Here is a 17,156-nt window from a genome sequence, read left to right as displayed (position 1 = left end):
AAAGCATTATGGCAAATACTACTGTCCCACAGCCGCTACCCAAAAAAATCGGCATAGTCATCCCTGCCCATAATGAAGCCGATAGCATCAGCGCGTGTTTGGATGCGATTAAACAGGCGATTGCTCAGCTATCAAGCGACATAGCGGTACAAACGGTGGTCGTGCTAGATAGTTGTGATGATGATACTTTATCAAAAGTGCAAAACGCCCACGTAGACTGGCTGCGCTGTGAGTTTCGCTGCGTGGGTAAAGTCAGGGATTTGGGCGTGCGCTACTTGATTGAGCAAGGGGCTGATTGGATTGCTTGCACCGATGCCGATAGTATGGTGGAAGCTGATTGGTTAATGGCACAAATCAAACATCTAAAAGCTGAGCCCACAACTACGCCCACCACTAGGCCCACAGCCATGATATGTGGCGTAGTGAGCATCGATTGTTGGGATGCGTTGTCAGAGAGTACCAAACAGCAATACCTCGCCCATTATCAAGATTGTATGGATCATCGCCATATTCATGGGGCAAATTTGAGCTTTGCCAGTCAAGATTATCTGGCGGTGGGTGGTTTTGATGAATTAACTTGCCATGAAGATGTGGGTTTGGTGAAAAAATTTGAGCAAGCCAATTTACCCATTATTTGGAGTAATTTGGTACGCGTGGTGACTAGCAGTCGCCTTGATGCTCGTGCGGATGAAGGGTTTGCCCATTTTTTAAGGGGCTTAGAGAATCAGCCTTCGGCTTAAATAAGAATCCGCCTTTGTTTTAAATGAAAACCAGCCTTTGGCTTAAATAAAGGTAAAAAGTTGGGTTTAACACAGTTCACTTACAAAACTATTGTGATATTCCTTGCTATCTGCCGGTATTACTATATACTGGACAACAGCTAGAAAGCAGTCAGAAGTTTCAATCGCATTACATTAAGTCTATTCTAAGTTCGTTTCCATTACGCTTGTGTCCTAGATTTTAAGTCAATCGTGTATCAAAACTACCGCAATTCTTTCATACCGAATAGAATCGTGTTGTGGCTTAGTTCCAGCTTTAGGGTCAGATGACCACTTTTAAAATCTATCTAATCAAGGACAATCCTATGTCAAATACTGTAAACGGCACCGTAAAATGGTTTAACGAATCAAAAGGCTTTGGCTTTATCGAACAAGACAATGGCGGCAAAGACGTTTTCGCACATTATAGCCAAATCGCAAGCTCAGGTTTCAAAACATTGAGCGAAGGTCAACGCGTATCTTTCGTTGTGACCCAAGGTCAAAAAGGCGACCAAGCTAGCAATATCGTTGCTATCTAAGGTTAGCTAAGCCTACTATCGTAAATGGTCTGATAACGCGTGGCGTGAATAACGCTTCATTCATTGATTAGCCATTTGCCTAGATATCAAAAAATAGATATCAAAAAAGCGCTTATTTATTATACGCGCTTTTTTTGTGTTTTGTGCTCACCCAACTATTGGGCTAACTCGGCTGACAATTTATGGGCTGCTGTGTGCGGTTAAAAAAGGTTATTGCGCATCCACTTTACGTTTTTTTTGTAGTTTGCGCTGTAGTGTGCGCCGGTGCATTTTTAGTACCCTCGCGGCTTCACTGATATTGCCTTGGCATTCATCTAATACTTGGTGGATGTATTCCCATTCGTGATGTTCAAGTGATAAACGTTCATCTGTTGCACTACCGATTGACTTTGTAGGGGCTACTACGATGTCCAATACTTTATAGATTTCATCCAGGCTACAAGGCTTAGGCAAATAATGATACGCGCCCATTTTGACCGCACTGACGGCGGTCGCAATGCTGGCATAGCCGGTAAGCATTAGAATTTTGGCGGTGGGGGTAATAGCGAGTAATGGCTTAATCAGATGAATGCCGTTGTCATCACCGATGTTGAGATCCAGTATAATAAACTTGGGTAACTGCTCCTTCGCCAGTTGTAGCGCGCTATCGGCATTGCTGGCAGTCAATACCTGATTGCCCTGTTTTTCCAACGACTTTTTTAAGATACGGCAAAACACCTCATCATCATCAATGATAAGCCATGTCTCTGCTAACAGGGGTGGGTGTTGCAACCTAGTCTCCTACAACAAACTGGCGGGCGCATCGATTACTGGTAACGTTATCTTCACGCACGTACCTGAATCATCTAACCTTTTTTGCAGGGGTGAATTTTGCTTATTGGTCAGCTCAAGGTGTCCGCCAACATATTCTATAACCGTTTTGGCAATCGTCAAGCCAAGCCCTAAGCCATGATCAGATTCGATAGCAGTTTGGTGTTGGATACGCTGTATCATGCTACTGTCGATACCCTGCCCGTTGTCTTCAATAATAATTATCACGTTTTGAGCAAGCTGTACGCTAATAGCAAGCCTTTTGGCTTGTGCCTGCATGGCATTATTGAGCATATTCATCACAATAGAATACAGCTGTTCTTCACTCAAGGGGACGGCTATCGGTTGTGGTGGTACATTGAGCGCTACTTCAACATGGCGGTTAATAAATTGCCAATCATTGACGACTTTGGGCAGTAGCGTTTGTAAATTTGATGACGTTACCCATGCCAATGGCTCTGATTGCGCTGGCGGGAGCGCATTGGATTGGATATGGGATTTGAGCTTGTGCAGCGATTGGCGGCAGACGTCGATTTGTGACTGTAACAGTTTTATGTCATCCAACAGTTCGTCGTCTTCCTCTAATTGCTGGGCAATATCATCGCTTAGTAATTGCATCGACGCAATCGGCGTGCTCATCTCATGGGCGATATTGGCCGCAAGACTACTGATGGCAAGCAACCGACGTTGTTGGTGAATGGCTTGCTGCGCTTGCTCAAGCGCCTGATAACTGCGGCTCATCGCCTGTTTAAAATAAACCGTTAAGGCGGTTAACATGATTGCCGCAAAAATAAAAACCCCAAACATACCCAGTAAATGGAGTTTTTGACCCACCGCATGATCATGGTGGTTAAGGGTCAGCGGCACATAACAATACCATAACAGCGTATACAGCCCAACAGACAGCATTGACAAGCCGATGATGTGCACGGTGCGCATCACCATAGACGCCACGGCAATCACCGTCAAAAACAAGGTAATCAACGGATTGGCCGCCCCACCCGAATAATAAATAAAGGCTGACCACGCCAGTAAATCCCCGATAAACCCCGCCAACATGAGCCAAGAGTGTTGTGGGTGAAAGTGTCGAGTAGCTATTAGGCGTTTAGTTAGCTCAACGCTGACCCCATACATAATGATAATCGCGAGCAGATGATTGATTTGCTGTTTGGCAACGCCCCATTGGTCGGCACAAATCATGGCGGCGACCATAATAGCTAACCAAGTATAGCGAGCAATCATGGGGGCTTTTGCGACGTTCTTGATGGCTTGATGCATGGACAAACTTTTGACGAACCATAAAACAAGATTTTAGCATGAAGCAGCCGCACTGTGAGCGAACTTTGAGCGAATTAACGTGTCAAAAGTAAATCAATGGCTAGTCAATGCTAGGATAACCATCAATACACCAAAAATTTTCGCTTTAAACCCTATGGATGATGGCATAATTTTTTTAATGTTAATTTTTAAAACTTTAAAGTGTGCTTATTTGCTGATTCAGTTACAATCAGATAAAGGCTCACTTTATGTTTGTAATCAAAAATTTATTTGAGTGCCAACTCACAGCTATCTTTGACGCTTTACAAATAGATGAGAAATGTACCATGGTCAATTTTCCTCAAAGTGCTAAGAATTTAACCGCTACCCTATTAATCAGCAGCCTGCTGTTGCTAGGTTGTCAAAAAATGAATGCCAAAGAAAACGCTGGCTATGCGGGTGCTACCAGCAAAGCGGATGTATTGCCGACCGATACGTTAGCAACCTTACAAGGTTTGAGCCAAATCAATCCCAAATTAGGCAAAATGGGTCGTCATGTCATTGACCCCAATAAACCAACTGTGGTGAAGTTTTGGGCAAGCTGGTGCCCGCTGTGTTTGGCAACGCTCCAAGAAAGCGACGCATGGGCAAAGCAGTATCCCAATATGAATGTCGTCAGCGTGGTCAGTCCAGGTCATTTGGGTGAAAAATCCCCGCAAGATTTTCAAACTTGGTACACAGTGCTTGCCAAAGACTATATTAACCTACCGGTGCTTATGGATAACAATGGCAAGCTGATTAAACAATTTGGCGTGCAAGTCTATCCCAGTTTTGCGATTTTGGATAAACAAGGTAATTTATTAAAACTGGTCAAAGGCAATCTTACCCCCGCACAAATCCAAGCCTTATCAGACAATGCTAGCAACGACTTTGCAGAGCTCAAAGCCATGAATGAAGCAAAAACTCCGAGCCAGTCTGACCAAGCTGATGAGCAGGCTAATAACCAAGCTAGCAAGCAAGCCGCTAGCATCAAGGCTTTAGCACCGATTAACCATAACGGTGTGTATTATCAAGCAGATGGTAAAACCCCGATTCGCACGCGTACTATCTATCTGGCGGGTGGCTGTTTTTGGGGGCTAGAAGCCTATATGGAGCGCGTGGATGGCGTGGTCGATGCGATATCAGGTTATGCCAATGGCAATAGCGCCAACCCCAGCTATGAGCAGGTGATAGCAGGCTCAGGACACGCAGAAACCGTCAAAGTTATCTATGATATCGATAAAACCAATCTTGCGACCCTCTTGGCGTACTACTTGCGAGTGATTGACCCGACCAGTCTCAACAAACAAGGCAATGACCGCGGGGCGCAATACCGCACCGGCATTTATTATACCGATGCCAATGATAAGCCAATCATTGATAAAACCCTTGCCGATTTGGCAAAAAAATATCCGCAAAAAATTGTGGTAGAAAATAAACCCTTGTCGAATTTTTATGACGCAGAAAATTATCACCAAGATTATCTGAGCAAAAATCCCAATGGCTACTGCCATATTGATATTAGCCTTGCCAATCAAAAAATCCCCGTTATCAAAGCCTTAGCGCCTGCCACGACGGTCACCGAGGCGCTCAATCCTAGCCGCTATCAAAACTACGATAAAAATATAAAAAGTCGGTTAACCCAAGCGCAGTATGACATCACCCAAAACGCAGCTACAGAGCGCGCCTTTAGCCATCAATACGACCATTTGTTTGCTAAAGGTTTATATGTGGATATCGTCAGTGGCGAGCCGTTGTTTTTATCTACGGATAAATATGATTCGGGTTGCGGCTGGCCGAGTTTTACCAAACCCATTAGCGCAAACGTCATTACCACCTCAACCGATAGCAGTTTTAACATGACACGAACGGAAGTGCGCTCGCGGGTCGCCAACTCACATTTGGGGCATGTGTTTGATGATGGTCCCAAGGATAAAGGCGGATTACGCTACTGTATCAATGGCGATGCGCTACAATTTATCGCTTTGGCAGACATGCAAGCGGCAGGCTATGGCGCACTTATGCCCTTGGTAAAATAGCCAGTCAACTAGGCAGCACGTTGACTGGTATCGATATCAAAAACGCTTTGACAAGCCATCAGCTGTCAAGGGGTTTTTGATTATGCTGAGAATTTAAAATTTTTTAAATATGCGCTTATAAAAATTTGGTCATCACCCTGAGCGGCAATATTTTCATACCAATCCCAATCGGTAGCCAAGGCCATGCCGGGACAAAGGCTTCATTCACTTTGGCTTCAATCGCTTCGACAATTGCTTCGACGCCCTCTTCCTCTGTACTTTCAAACGGCAAATATTTGGCACCGATATTGAGCTCAGTACGGATATACCCAGGATAAATCGTGGTGACAGTAATCGGACGTTTTTCCTGCATCATATCAGCGCGAATGCCTTCGGCCAAATTTGCCAGTCCCGCTTTGGCAGCGGCATAGGTGGTAAGATGACGGGGCAAACCGCGAACCGCTGACATACTTGAGATGACCACCAACTGACCGCTGTTTTGCTGGCGAAAAATCTTCATCGCCGCCTCACACTGGGCAATCGCTGCGATAAAATTGACTTCCGCGGTATGGCGATTGGTCTCAAAGCGTCCATGACCAATGACGCGGCTATCGCCCACCCCTGCATTGACGATAATTTTATCAATCGTTTTCCCTCGGGTTTTGCAGTCACTCACAAAGCTATCAAATACCGTAAAAATCTGCTTATAATCGGTCACATCCAAAGTTTTGACAGAGACTTTGATAGGGTACTTGCTTTCAATGTCTTGCTTTAACGCATTTAATCGCTCTTCTCGTCTGGCACAAATTGCCAAGTCATAGCCTAGATAAGCAAATCGGCGTGCCATCATCGCGCCAATCCCTGAGCTGGCACCGGTAATCAATACGGTTTTGCCTTGACCGATACCTTGTAGCTCAGCTAATGAGCGTCGATTGACCAGTTTTTTCATCACAAATTGACCGTATTTATCAATTTTTTGTAGCGCGTTTTCAAGTTTTTTCATCGTTTGGTTGCCTGTACCACTCAGTTATCGTAACAATAAAGAAAATTCATCAAGGAGTCGCTGATTTTATCATTACGACCCTTGTTTAGCCTACTGCAAATATCGCTATAGGCGTTAAATGCCTCACATGAAAAACTATAGGTACAGTATAGGTATATGGTTAATGATGACTGAAACCCTTTAATCCTACATACTGGTTAGCCCTTCATACTCATTATTTTTATAACATCCTTTTACTGGGTAATGTCAAATCTGTCGCCAAAGGCAAATATACAGGCTGGCAGTACCCTATATGAAGACAATAAAAAACCCAAATCAGCGCAAGGTCTCATTTGGGTTCTTTACGACTTTTTGGTTTATGCCAAACCATTGACCCATGTCAGTGGGGCGTTTTTCATCCAATCACTCATCATTGTCCACGGTTGTTCAGGGACACACGCTTCATCAGGCTCGCCTTCAATCGCGATTGCCAATGCTTTTGTGCCGATTTCCTCACTCACTTCAAAGGGTAACGGTTTAGCACCTTCATTAATCTCAGTGCGTATATACCCTGGATAAATCGTTGACACTTTAATCGGTAACTCAGAGAGCAGCATATCGGCGCGAATCCCTTCAGCAAGCTGTGCAATCGCTGATTTACTTGCCGCGTACACGGACATGTGTTTTGGCAGACCACGGAATGCCGACATACTTGAGATAACCACTAAATGACCGCTATTTTGGGCGCGAAAAATTTCCATCGCCGCTTCACACTGGGCAAGACCTGAGATAAAATTGATTTCGGCAGTTTTGCGATTAATCTCAAAATTACCCTTACCAATCCGGCGACCCTCACCGACCCCTGCATTGATGATGATACGATCAAGCCTGCCAAACTCTTGGGCAAATTCATGAAACACTTTAAAAACCTGATTATAATCAGTCACATCGAGCGCCTTGACACTGACTTTAATCGTCGGATTATCCGCTAATAAGTTGGCTTTGAGTTGCTCTAGGCGGTCGGTGCGGCGCGCACAAATTGCCAGGTTATAGCCCATGCGAGCAAAATGGGTCGCCATGCCTGCCCCCAGCCCCGAGCTTGCGCCAGTAATCAAAATGGTTTTACCCTTGCCCACTTGGTTATCTATAAAACCAGATAAGTCAGTGTTCGGGGGTGTCATTGTGGTTTGAACTTGCTGCAGTAATTCCGGTAGTGTTTGCATTATTTCATCCTTAATTATTTGTTAAATTTTTTTAAACGTTAAACTGCTAAGCTAAATTTTAGCGCCAAGTCACCATCTGCTCACCTTGTTGATACAAATAGCTAAACTCATTAAAGGTCTGTAAAAAAACACCTTGCTCACTCACGCGAAATTGGTGAACACTGGCGTTAGCGATATGCCAGTTCAAATCAAAAGCTTGGACATCTGATAGTTTCATCACTTGCTGCATGATACTGGCAATCACGCCACCTGAGGTAAATACCATCGCATGTTCATGCTCGCCAGTTTGCACCATCAAGCGCTCAAAACCACTCCAAGTGCGCTGCAAAAAGTGTTGCCAACTTTCATCATAATCGCTGTCGTACTGACCGCTTTGCCAACGGCTCATGGCTTGGGTAAAAATCTCAGTAAAGCTAATTTCAGGGTGTGTTTGACTGGATAAATACGCCATAAAACTGGCTTTATCCGCAAATGGCAATCCCGCTTTATAAAGAATTTGCTCATGATTAAATTCATTAAAACTGCTATCTTCACCCAGCAACAATGGCATGGTGACACTCGGATTTGCCTGATTTTTTAAAGCGTTTTGCACATGGTGAGTGATTTCGGTCAGTTCAATGCCTTCACGGGTGACATAATAATGGCTTAAAAAATGCTTGAGACTGTCCTTTTGCCGCGCCATGCTGCCTGACATCAGCGCGTGCACTTGCCGACCTGACTGGCGGAAACTATCGCCAAGCCATTGGGTCTGAGCGATACCTTTTGGGGACAGTTGGTCATAATTGTCTGCGCCAAATGACGCTTGCCCATGACGGACAAGGCTGATGAGTTTCATGAGAATCCCTATGATTTATTGTTATTTTTTTCGATAAGCTCGATACAGCGGTCGTGCAAGGCGTTGACAATCACGCCAAAATCTTTGAACGCCGGATTATCCGTCTGCCCATGATAATAGCGGTAATAAATCTGCTGTGCAATCGCTGCCAAACGAAACACCCCAAACACTTCGTAGAAGCGCCAGTTGTCGACTTTCAAGCCTGTTTTTTGCAGGTAGTACTCGACCACTTCGGCACGGGTCATCATGCCTGGCAGATTGGTTGGCTGACGGCGCGTAGCTTTCATCACCGCATTGTCATCGGCTTGGATCCAGTAAGCTAACGCACACCCCAAATCCATCAAGGGGTCGCCTATCGTTGCCATTTCCCAGTCGAGCACACCAATGATGTTGGTTGGATTGTTTGGGTCCAAAATCACATTGTCAAAACGCCAGTCATTATGAATCACGCTAGTTTTGACATCCGTTGGGGTGTTGGCTTTTAACCACTGACGCACATCGGCAAAATCAGGCACATCAGGCGTGCGAGCTTGCTCATAGCGCTTATCCCACCCCATGACCTGGCGCTCGCAGTAGCCGTCACCTTTGCCAAGTGCCACCAAATCAGGGTTTTGGGTGTAATCGACCTTGTGTAAATCAATCAACGCATCGACTACCTGCCTGCACAGCTCGCTGACTTGCTGTTCGTTTAACGTCAACGCTTTGGGCAAATTGGCGCGGGGAATAATGCCCTCGATGCGATCCATGACATAAAAATCGCAACCAATCACGCGGTCATCGGTACACAGGGCGACCATATTGGGGACGAGTGGGTATTGCGATTGCAGCGCTTTTTGCACTTTGTACTCACGCACCATATCATGGGCGGATTTGGCTTTGGTACCTTTGGGTGGCCGGCGTAAAATCAAATCACGGTTGGCATATTTTAGGCGGTATGTCCAGTTAGATGCGCCCCCTGAAAACTGGGTGACTTCTGCCTGACCTTGCAGAGCGATGCCTTGGCTCATTAAATACTCGGTGACCGCATTGCTGTCAATCTCTTCGCCTTTGCGTACTGGGTTCGCAGTATCAAGCATAATTTCATCCTTGTTTCTTATCTTGTTTCTTATCTTGTTTTTTAACTTGTATTTTTAACTAGGTAAAATAGCAAAATGACGTAACCTGACATTACGCCTTTTCTGTTAGCTAGCTATTATTTATTTGGTAGCTATTTGGTCGTCGCTTGTTGGCGTTTTTTCACTTCAAGTTTGGCAATCATGCCTTTATGCACTTCGTCAGGTCCATCGGCAAGGCGTAGGCTACGGGCTTGGTTAAAAAACATCGGCAACAGCGTATCTTGGCTCACACCCATGCCTCCATGCAGCTGAATCGCCATATCGACGACTTCTTGTAGTACCGTTGGGGCGACCACTTTAATCGCTGAGATTTCGGTCAACGCTGCTTTGGTGCCAAGTTTATCCATTTTATAGGCAGCATACAGGGTTAACAGACGCGCTTGGTCAATTTTGACACGGGCGTCAGCGATACGTTCACGGTTACCCCCTAAATCAAGCAGCGGTTTGCCAAATGCACTACGGCTTAGCCCCCGATCGACGGCAAGCTCCAGCGATTTTTCTGCCGCGCCAATACAGCGCATACAGTGGTGAATCCGACCCGGTCCTAAGCGCCCTTGGGCAATCGCAAATCCCTCGCCTGCCCCGCCGATGACATTGCTAAGCGGCACACGCACGTTGTCAAAACGCATTTCGCCATGTCCATGCGGTGCATCATAATCATTAAATACTTTGAGCATACGTTCAATCTTAACGCCTTTGGCATCTATAGGTACCAGTACCATGGTGTGCTGATGGTGGCGATCTTTGCTCTCATCTGGGGTGTGTGCCATAAAAATAATGAGTTTAGCGTTTGGATCACCTAGACCTGAAGACCACCATTTGCGACCGTTGAGCACAATTTCATCACCTTCGACAATCGCTGTGGCTTGCATATTGGTGGCATCACTACTGGCCACTGCAGGCTCTGTCATGCCAAACACAGAGCGAATCTCGCCTGCCAATAACGGCGTTAACCATTGCTGTTTTTGGGCGTCGTTACCGTATCGCCAAATCAATTCCATATTGCCACTATCGGGCGCATTACAGTTAAACACATGGGGGGCAATAAGACTTCTGCCAGACAACTCAGCAATATGAGCATATTCTTGCACGCTTAATCCTTGACCCAGTTGCTGGTCTGGCAAAAACATATTCCATAAATTTTGCGCACGGGCTTTGGTTTTTAATTCTTCAAGTTTGGCAGGCCACTGCCAAGTCGTCCAATCGCCTGTGGGATTAAGCTTATGCGCCGCTTGCCAAAATTCTGCTTCAATCGGTTCGATTTCGGTTTGAATAAATGCTTTGGTACGGGCGATGTAGTCTTTTGCTTTATTGCTAAGTTGGAATTCCATTGGGCGTTGTCCTTTTTCGGCTAAAACAATCATTGAATCAGCTTAACGGATTTATTATCATGAATAAAATGATTTTAATTAGTAGAATACTATGAATAAAATTCATACGGCTGGGATGTCTTAGCCAAACTATTGAGCAAATAACCGTCATTTACTTGTAAGGTATTATCCATATGTTGCATAAAAGCCCATTGAAGAAGCTTGACTTAAACCTGCTTAGGCTATTTATTTATATTTTTGAGCTTAAAAATCTTACCCATACCGCAGAAGCTTTGCATTTGAGCCAATCTGCCATTAGCCATGCGTTAGGTCGGTTACGCCAAGCGCTGGGGGACGAACTTTTTTATCGGGAAAAAGGTGAACTGCACCCCACCCTGTATGCCAAACGGCTTTATCCCACCGTCAAACAAAGCTTTGAAAATCTCGAACAAATATTTCAAACTAACCATTTATTGAGCGAGGACAAACTTGGCGAGCTGGCGCAGCAGAGCTTTGCTAAGTTGACGATTGCCATGCACGATGAAATTGAATTGATTGTGTTTAACAAATTGGTCAGCCAAATTCATCAAGTCCTGCCCAATTGTCAAATCACCAGTAGCCGGCTCAATCGCTCAGAACTCGCGCATGAACTAAAAGTTGGACAGCTGGATTTTGCCATTGATGTGGCGCGGGTGGTGGATAGTGAGATTGTGCATCAACCCTTGTTGCGAGATGAGTTTGTGCTGGTGTTGTATGCGCCAAATTTTGCGGCTGAATTGGCGAACGAACCGACTATCACCCAAGCCCAGTATTTTGCCAGTCAACATATTACTGTGTCATCACGGCGGCTAGGTCTGTCGATTGAAGATAGTTTATTGTCCAAAGCAGGTTGGCAGCGGCAGAGTAAAATCCGTTGCCAACATTATGCCACTGCTTTTCAATTGCTAAAACAAGACAAACTATTGCTTACCTTGCCACGCCAGTTAGCCACCACATTTTTGCCACCCGCACAAGGCTGGCAAATTTTGGATTTGCCGATTGCGTTGACCCATATCGAGTTACACGGCTATTGGCACCAACAACAACAGGTTGACCCGCTATATGGCTGGCTAAGACAGCAGATTTTTAGTGCTTTTAACTAGTTAGACTATTCAGACAATAGCTGCTCAATACGGCCAGCGTGGCGCTCTTGCTGTTTAACGAGTGTCAAACGATTGGCGATGATGATTGATTTTAACTCCGCTAATGCCACGTCGAAATTGTCATTAATCACCACATAATCAAAATTCACGTATTGCGACATTTCATTGACCGAACCGGCAAGACGTCTTTCAATCACCTCTTGACTGTCTTGTCCGCGATTGGAAAGCCGTTGGCGCAGCGATTGGCGGTCGGGCGGTAGGATAAAAATGGTCGTGGCATCGGGACGCAATTTTTGCACTTGCAGCGCGCCCTGCCAGTCGATTTCTAAGATGACATCTAAGCCATTGCTCAGCATAAATTCTACTGTGGACTGGGCGGTACCATAGTAGTTTTCAAACACTTCAGCATGCTCCAAAAATTCACCTTGCTTAATCATATCAGCAAATATCTCGCGGCTGACAAAATGATAATGCTGCCCATCAATCTCACCAGGACGTGGCTTGCGAGTCGAATGCGAGATACTAACCGCCAAGTCATTGGTCGTTGCAATCAGCTGTTTGACCAGCGATGTTTTGCCAGTACCGCTTGCTGCGGTGATGATAAATAATGAGCCTTTGGTCATGACATATCCTTAGGGGTTTGATGAAGTGGGTAGTAGCCATTTTTGAATCGGCTATTTTAGCAATTTTTGCTAACAATTTCTGCGTAATTTAGCCTTTCAATACCGATTCGCTGATTTTTTACGTTTAACATATTTTGCGTGTATGAACTCATGGTAAACTAGCCACATGAATCATCAATGACTGAAGAACTGCATTATGAAAATTTTACTCGCCAATCCTCGTGGTTTTTGTGCTGGGGTCGATAGAGCCATCGAAATCGTCAATGTCTGCCTTGAGCGCTTTGAACCGCCTATTTATGTACGCCATGAAGTGGTCCACAACAAGTTTGTGGTAGAAGACCTGGCCAATCGCGGTGCGGTATTTGTCGAAGAGTTGGATGAAGTGCCGGATGGGGCGATTGTGATTTTTTCAGCGCATGGCGTCTCCAAAGCGGTGGAAGATGAAGCCGAACGCCGTGATTTGACCGTGTTTGATGCCACTTGCCCACTGGTTACCAAAGTCCATATCGAAGTCAATAAATTTGCCAAAACAGGCGTAGATGCGGTGTTGATTGGTCATGCCGGTCACCCAGAAGTAGAAGGCACGATGGGACGCTTCGATCCACAATACGGTGGGCGTATTCACTTAATTGAAGATGTGGTAGATGTTGCCAACCTGGATTTACCGACTGATACTGATTTGGCTTTTGTCACCCAAACCACCCTATCGATGGATGACACCGCAGAAGTGATTGATGCGCTAAAAAATAAATTCCCAAAAATCCATGCGCCGCGTAAAGATGATATTTGTTATGCCACCCAAAACCGTCAAGATGCGGTCAAGGAGCTTGCGGCGCGTTGTCAAGTGGTGTTAGTGGTGGGCTCACCCAATTCATCCAACTCCAACCGCCTGCGTGAACTCGCGGAGCGCTTGGGCGCCAAAGCGCATTTGATTGATAATGCCGGCGAAATGCAAAAAGACTGGTTTGCAGGCGTGGATACGGTAGGCGTGACTGCGGGTGCATCCGCGCCTGAAGTATTGATTCAAGAAGTGTTAGATACCTTACAATCCTGGGGCGGCGAAAAACCTGAAGAATTATCCGGTATTTTGGAAAACGTGACCTTTAGCTTGCCCAAAGCGTTGCGCTCACCCCAACTGTCTAATCCTAGTGAATCCAAGATTTAAAAGAGATATAGTATCGGATAGATGGCAAGTAAAGCCGAGTATAAGTATGCTCGGCTTTTTATTGGTCATTTAATTATTGAATATTTAAACCCTGCTTGCATCATTGTTTTCATTTTTTAAAAATTAAAAAATTGTGCCGCTTGTGCTTGAAATAGTTTTAGACTCACCCTAACTATGACAACGAACCATCATAAATTGGGTTAATTATTTTTATTCTTACTTTTAGGAGTTACTTACTATGGCAGATTCAAACAAGCCTGAGCCAAAAAAACATAGCTTTGAAGCGGAAGTCGCGCAACTATTACATCTAGTCACCCACTCGCTTTACTCCAATGCGGATATCTTTGTGCGTGAGCTGGTCTCAAATGCGTCTGATGCCTGTGACAAGTTGCGTTTTGAAGGCAATCAAAACGACGCGCTGTATGAAGGTGACAGTGAACTACGCATTCGCATCGATATTGATAAAGATGCCAAAACCATCAGCTTTATCGACAATGGTATCGGTATGAATGAAGCCGATGCCGTAGAGCATTTAGGTACTATTGCCAAATCAGGCACCAAAGCTTTCTTAGAAAAATTATCCGATGCACAAAAACAAGACGGCAATTTGATTGGTCAATTTGGGGTGGGGTTTTATTCGGGTTTTATCGTAGCGGACACCATCACGGTGGAATCTCGTAAAGCAGGTGAGCCTGCCAGCCAAGGCGTACGCTGGGTTTCAGACGGTACCGGTGAATTTACCACCGAAACCATCGAAAAGCCTACCCGTGGCACGACCGTGATTTTACATATCACCGATGAACACAGCGAATACCTTGACCGCCACAAAATCAAATCTTTAGTCAATAAATACTCTGACCATATCAGCTTGCCCATCCAAATGCGCAAAGAAGTTTGGCAAGAAGAAGAACTCACTGACGCGCAAAAAACTGCTAATGCAGAAGCAGGGGGCGAAACTGCCAAAGGTGAGATGCCCCAAGGTCAAATGATAACCACTGACGAATGGGAAACCATCAACCAAGCCAATGCCCTATGGACGCGCTCACCTTCAGAAATTGAAGACGAAGAGTATCAAGAATTTTATAAAAATCTTACCTATGACTATGATGAGCCGCTAACTTGGACGCACAACCGTGTCGAAGGACGTCTACAATATACCCAGCTGCTATATATCCCTAAAAAAGCGCCGTTTGACCTGTACCAACGTGAGCAAAAACACGGTCTAAAACTGTACGTCAAACGTGTATTTATTATGGATGATGCCGAGCAGTTATTGCCGATGTATTTGCGTTTTGTCAAAGGGGTGATTGATACCGCTGATTTACCGCTTAATGTCAGCCGTGAAATCCTGCAAGAGTCTCGCGATGTCAAATCTATCCGCGATGGTAACGCTCGCCGTATATTGACCGTGCTAGCTAGTCTAGCCAATAGCGATGAAGCCGAAAAGCAAGAAAAATACCAACAGTTTTATGCTGAATTTGGCAACGTCTTAAAAGAAGGCTTGGGTGAAGACCAAAGCAATAGGGATAAAATTGCCAAATTATTGCGCTATGCCACTACCACTGATGACAATGTGGTCACCAGCTTTGACGACTATAAAGGCCGTATGAAAGACGGTCAAAAGGCGATTTATTATCTAACAGCTGAAAACCTTGCCGCCGCCAAAGCCAGTCCGCAACTTGAAGTGTTCAAGAAAAAAGGCATTGAAGTCATCTTAATGACCAACCCCGTTGATGAATGGGCAATGAACTTTATGTTTGAATACGATGGCACACCGCTACAAAACATCGCCAAAGGCGCGGTAGACTTGGGCGATTTGACCGATGAAGCCGAAAAAGAAGAAGCCAAAAAAGCGGAAGAAACCTTCAAGCCTGTGGTAGAAAAACTCAAAGGCGTGTTGGGTAGCCGGGCTAAAGATGTGCGCGTGTCAAATCGTTTGGTGGATAGCCCTGCTCTGCTCGTTACTGCGGATGGTGAACTATCACCACAGATGATGCAAATGCTCAAACAAATGGGTCAGCCTGTGCCAGAGAGCAAACCAATTTTGGAAGTCAACCCAAACCATCCGCTCATTCAAAAATTGGAAAGCGCGGAGCAGTTCGATGACCTCGCGCAAGTGATTTTTGACCAAGCATTACTTGCCGAAGGCGGTCAGCTTGAAGACCCGGCCGCTTATCTAAAACGCGTCAATGCGTTGTTGATGAAGTAAGTTATTTTGCTGGCTTCAAAATAAAACTGATAAACAAAAACCGAAGCCTAGGCTGTTACTTAGGCTTCGGTCTTTTTTGAAAACTACCGCCATCGCATCGGCTAGTGGTTGTAAGCTCCACTATTTTATCAGCGCTCGGCAAGCATACACTGTTTGGGAATTTGTTTGCGGTTGAGTGAGGTGATACAGCCCCAACTACCATCGACTTTACTATCGCCAATACGATACATGGTCAGCGTCTGACCATTGAGCCAGCGATTGGGAAACGGCACGCCTCGTACTGTCGCTTGAATCATGCAATGACTGTCAGTTGGAATGCTTTCTGCTTGCGTCAGCACTTTTAACACCACTTTTTGGTTATCTGTGCTTAGCGGTGTATTGACAGGACATTGACCGGTGGCTTTGTAGATGGCATCGACTCGCCCCTGTGCGCTTTCTACGATATCAAGCACTTCAAACAGCGTGGCATTGGCTTTTTGTTTGGCATAAATCGGCAAAAACTGCACTTGAATCACAAACAAAGAAAACGCATAAAACCCAAACGCCAGCGCCAAACCCACCAAACTTACACCGCCGTGCCTGCGGATATGCGCCAGCTGTTTTTCCTCATCCCGCGGATACATTTCAATGGCATCGGCGATTTCACGGCGCGCCATCCGATAATAATAAGCATCGCTCCAACGTGCTACCATTACCGACCAAAACAGCCAAATCGCAAGCCCAATGCCAATACGTAGCGGCATACGAATCACTTCATCAAGATTGCGTATCAATAAATACTCTATCGCCACCAAAATGATGGTGACATTGAGCTGAATAAATGACCATCCCGCCACCGAATAGACAATGCTATCTAAGAATCGCTTACGGTATAACAGCCAAGGAAACGTCATCAAAAAACCTGCCCAATGCCACTTTGCCGTCAGTCGCCCTGCCTGATCAAACTGGGCAAAACGCTTGAGATAATACGCCTGTGAACGATTGCCGATAAAGGCTTTGTCATACATCAGACGCTGTTTATCAGTTAGCTGTGGCTGCCAAAATGGCGGCGGTGATGTTTTTTCAAGAAATAACATGGCGATTAGGGATTATCCATTGGTTGTTTTCACTTGTTGAGGTTTTTACTTTTTG

Annotated in this window: 15 protein-coding genes; 6 read left to right on the top strand and 9 right to left on the bottom strand. The window is 45.2% G+C overall.

The window, feature by feature from the left end; all coding sequences use genetic code 11:
• The first annotated feature begins 8 nt into the window (after positions 1-8).
• Positions 9-740: a glycosyltransferase family 2 protein gene (locus RTS09_RS00390; RefSeq protein WP_312533166.1), complete on the top strand. Its 732-nt coding sequence runs from the start codon at positions 9-11 to the stop codon at positions 738-740.
• Positions 741-1,084: 344 nt separating this feature from the next.
• Positions 1,085-1,297, top strand: a complete 213-nt coding sequence (locus tag RTS09_RS00385; protein ID WP_007116258.1) for a cold-shock protein — start codon at positions 1,085-1,087, stop codon at positions 1,295-1,297.
• A 210-nt stretch (positions 1,298-1,507) separates the two neighbouring features.
• Here the strand turns inward: RTS09_RS00385 and RTS09_RS00380 are convergent, their stop codons facing one another.
• Complete coding sequence (locus RTS09_RS00380) at positions 1,508-2,068, bottom strand: response regulator transcription factor (RefSeq protein WP_312533164.1); 561 nt, start codon at positions 2,066-2,068, stop codon at positions 1,508-1,510.
• 9 nt (positions 2,069-2,077) lie between these two features.
• A complete protein-coding gene (locus tag RTS09_RS00375) occupies positions 2,078-3,385 on the bottom strand; it encodes a sensor histidine kinase (protein WP_312533161.1) in 1,308 nt (435 codons plus the stop codon).
• A gap of 326 nt (positions 3,386-3,711) precedes the next feature.
• Here RTS09_RS00375 and msrAB point away from each other — a divergent pair, with 326 nt between their 5' ends.
• Entirely contained in the window at positions 3,712-5,442 is a 1,731-nt protein-coding gene (gene msrAB, locus RTS09_RS00370) for a bifunctional peptide-methionine (S)-S-oxide reductase MsrA/peptide-methionine (R)-S-oxide reductase MsrB (RefSeq protein WP_312533159.1), read from the top strand.
• A gap of 115 nt (positions 5,443-5,557) precedes the next feature.
• Here the strand turns inward: msrAB and RTS09_RS00365 are convergent, their stop codons facing one another.
• The 5 genes from RTS09_RS00365 to RTS09_RS00345 all read right to left on the bottom strand — a co-directional run bounded on the left by RTS09_RS00365 (position 5,558) and on the right by RTS09_RS00345 (position 10,907).
• Positions 5,558-6,370 carry an SDR family oxidoreductase gene (locus RTS09_RS00365; RefSeq protein WP_253852186.1) on the bottom strand — a complete coding sequence of 271 codons (813 nt, stop codon included), beginning with the start codon at positions 6,368-6,370 and terminating at the stop codon, positions 5,558-5,560.
• Between the two features lie 410 nt (positions 6,371-6,780).
• Positions 6,781-7,584 (bottom strand): SDR family oxidoreductase, encoded by an 804-nt coding sequence (locus tag RTS09_RS00360; RefSeq protein WP_312533894.1) that lies wholly within the window; start codon positions 7,582-7,584, stop codon positions 6,781-6,783.
• Positions 7,585-7,684: 100 nt separating this feature from the next.
• Positions 7,685-8,461 (bottom strand): histidine phosphatase family protein, encoded by a 777-nt coding sequence (locus RTS09_RS00355; RefSeq protein ID WP_312533157.1) that lies wholly within the window; start codon positions 8,459-8,461, stop codon positions 7,685-7,687.
• Between the two features lie 8 nt (positions 8,462-8,469).
• Complete coding sequence (locus tag RTS09_RS00350; protein WP_312533155.1) at positions 8,470-9,537, bottom strand: phosphotransferase family protein; 1,068 nt, start codon at positions 9,535-9,537, stop codon at positions 8,470-8,472.
• A 131-nt stretch (positions 9,538-9,668) separates the two neighbouring features.
• Positions 9,669-10,907, bottom strand: coding sequence for an acyl-CoA dehydrogenase family protein (locus tag RTS09_RS00345; RefSeq protein WP_312533892.1), 1,239 nt, complete (start codon positions 10,905-10,907; stop codon positions 9,669-9,671).
• Positions 10,908-11,080: 173 nt separating this feature from the next.
• Here RTS09_RS00345 and RTS09_RS00340 point away from each other — a divergent pair, with 173 nt between their 5' ends.
• Positions 11,081-12,028 carry a LysR family transcriptional regulator gene (locus RTS09_RS00340; protein ID WP_312533152.1) on the top strand — a complete coding sequence of 316 codons (948 nt, stop codon included), beginning with the start codon at positions 11,081-11,083 and terminating at the stop codon, positions 12,026-12,028.
• 5 nt (positions 12,029-12,033) lie between these two features.
• Here the strand turns inward: RTS09_RS00340 and gmk are convergent, their stop codons facing one another.
• Complete coding sequence (gmk, locus tag RTS09_RS00335; RefSeq protein WP_312533150.1) at positions 12,034-12,651, bottom strand: guanylate kinase; 618 nt, start codon at positions 12,649-12,651, stop codon at positions 12,034-12,036.
• Positions 12,652-12,847: 196 nt separating this feature from the next.
• Between gmk and ispH the strand changes: the two genes are divergently transcribed.
• Positions 12,848-13,816, top strand: coding sequence for a 4-hydroxy-3-methylbut-2-enyl diphosphate reductase (gene ispH, locus RTS09_RS00330; protein WP_076774283.1), 969 nt, complete (start codon positions 12,848-12,850; stop codon positions 13,814-13,816).
• Between the two features lie 238 nt (positions 13,817-14,054).
• The gene (gene htpG / locus RTS09_RS00325; RefSeq protein ID WP_312533147.1) at positions 14,055-16,025 is read left to right on the top strand and encodes a molecular chaperone HtpG; all 1,971 of its coding nucleotides are present in this window, start codon (positions 14,055-14,057) and stop codon (positions 16,023-16,025) included.
• A gap of 128 nt (positions 16,026-16,153) precedes the next feature.
• Here the strand turns inward: htpG and RTS09_RS00320 are convergent, their stop codons facing one another.
• Positions 16,154-17,101 (bottom strand): pilin, encoded by a 948-nt coding sequence (locus tag RTS09_RS00320; protein WP_312533145.1) that lies wholly within the window; start codon positions 17,099-17,101, stop codon positions 16,154-16,156.
• Positions 17,102-17,156: the final 55 nt, after the last annotated feature.

This window comes from Moraxella sp. CTOTU47618, assembly GCF_032017425.1.
Classification (GTDB): domain Bacteria; phylum Pseudomonadota; class Gammaproteobacteria; order Pseudomonadales; family Moraxellaceae; genus Faucicola; species Faucicola tetraodonis.
Note: the sequence above shows the minus strand (reverse complement) of the source record. Positions and strands in the feature narration are given on the sequence as shown.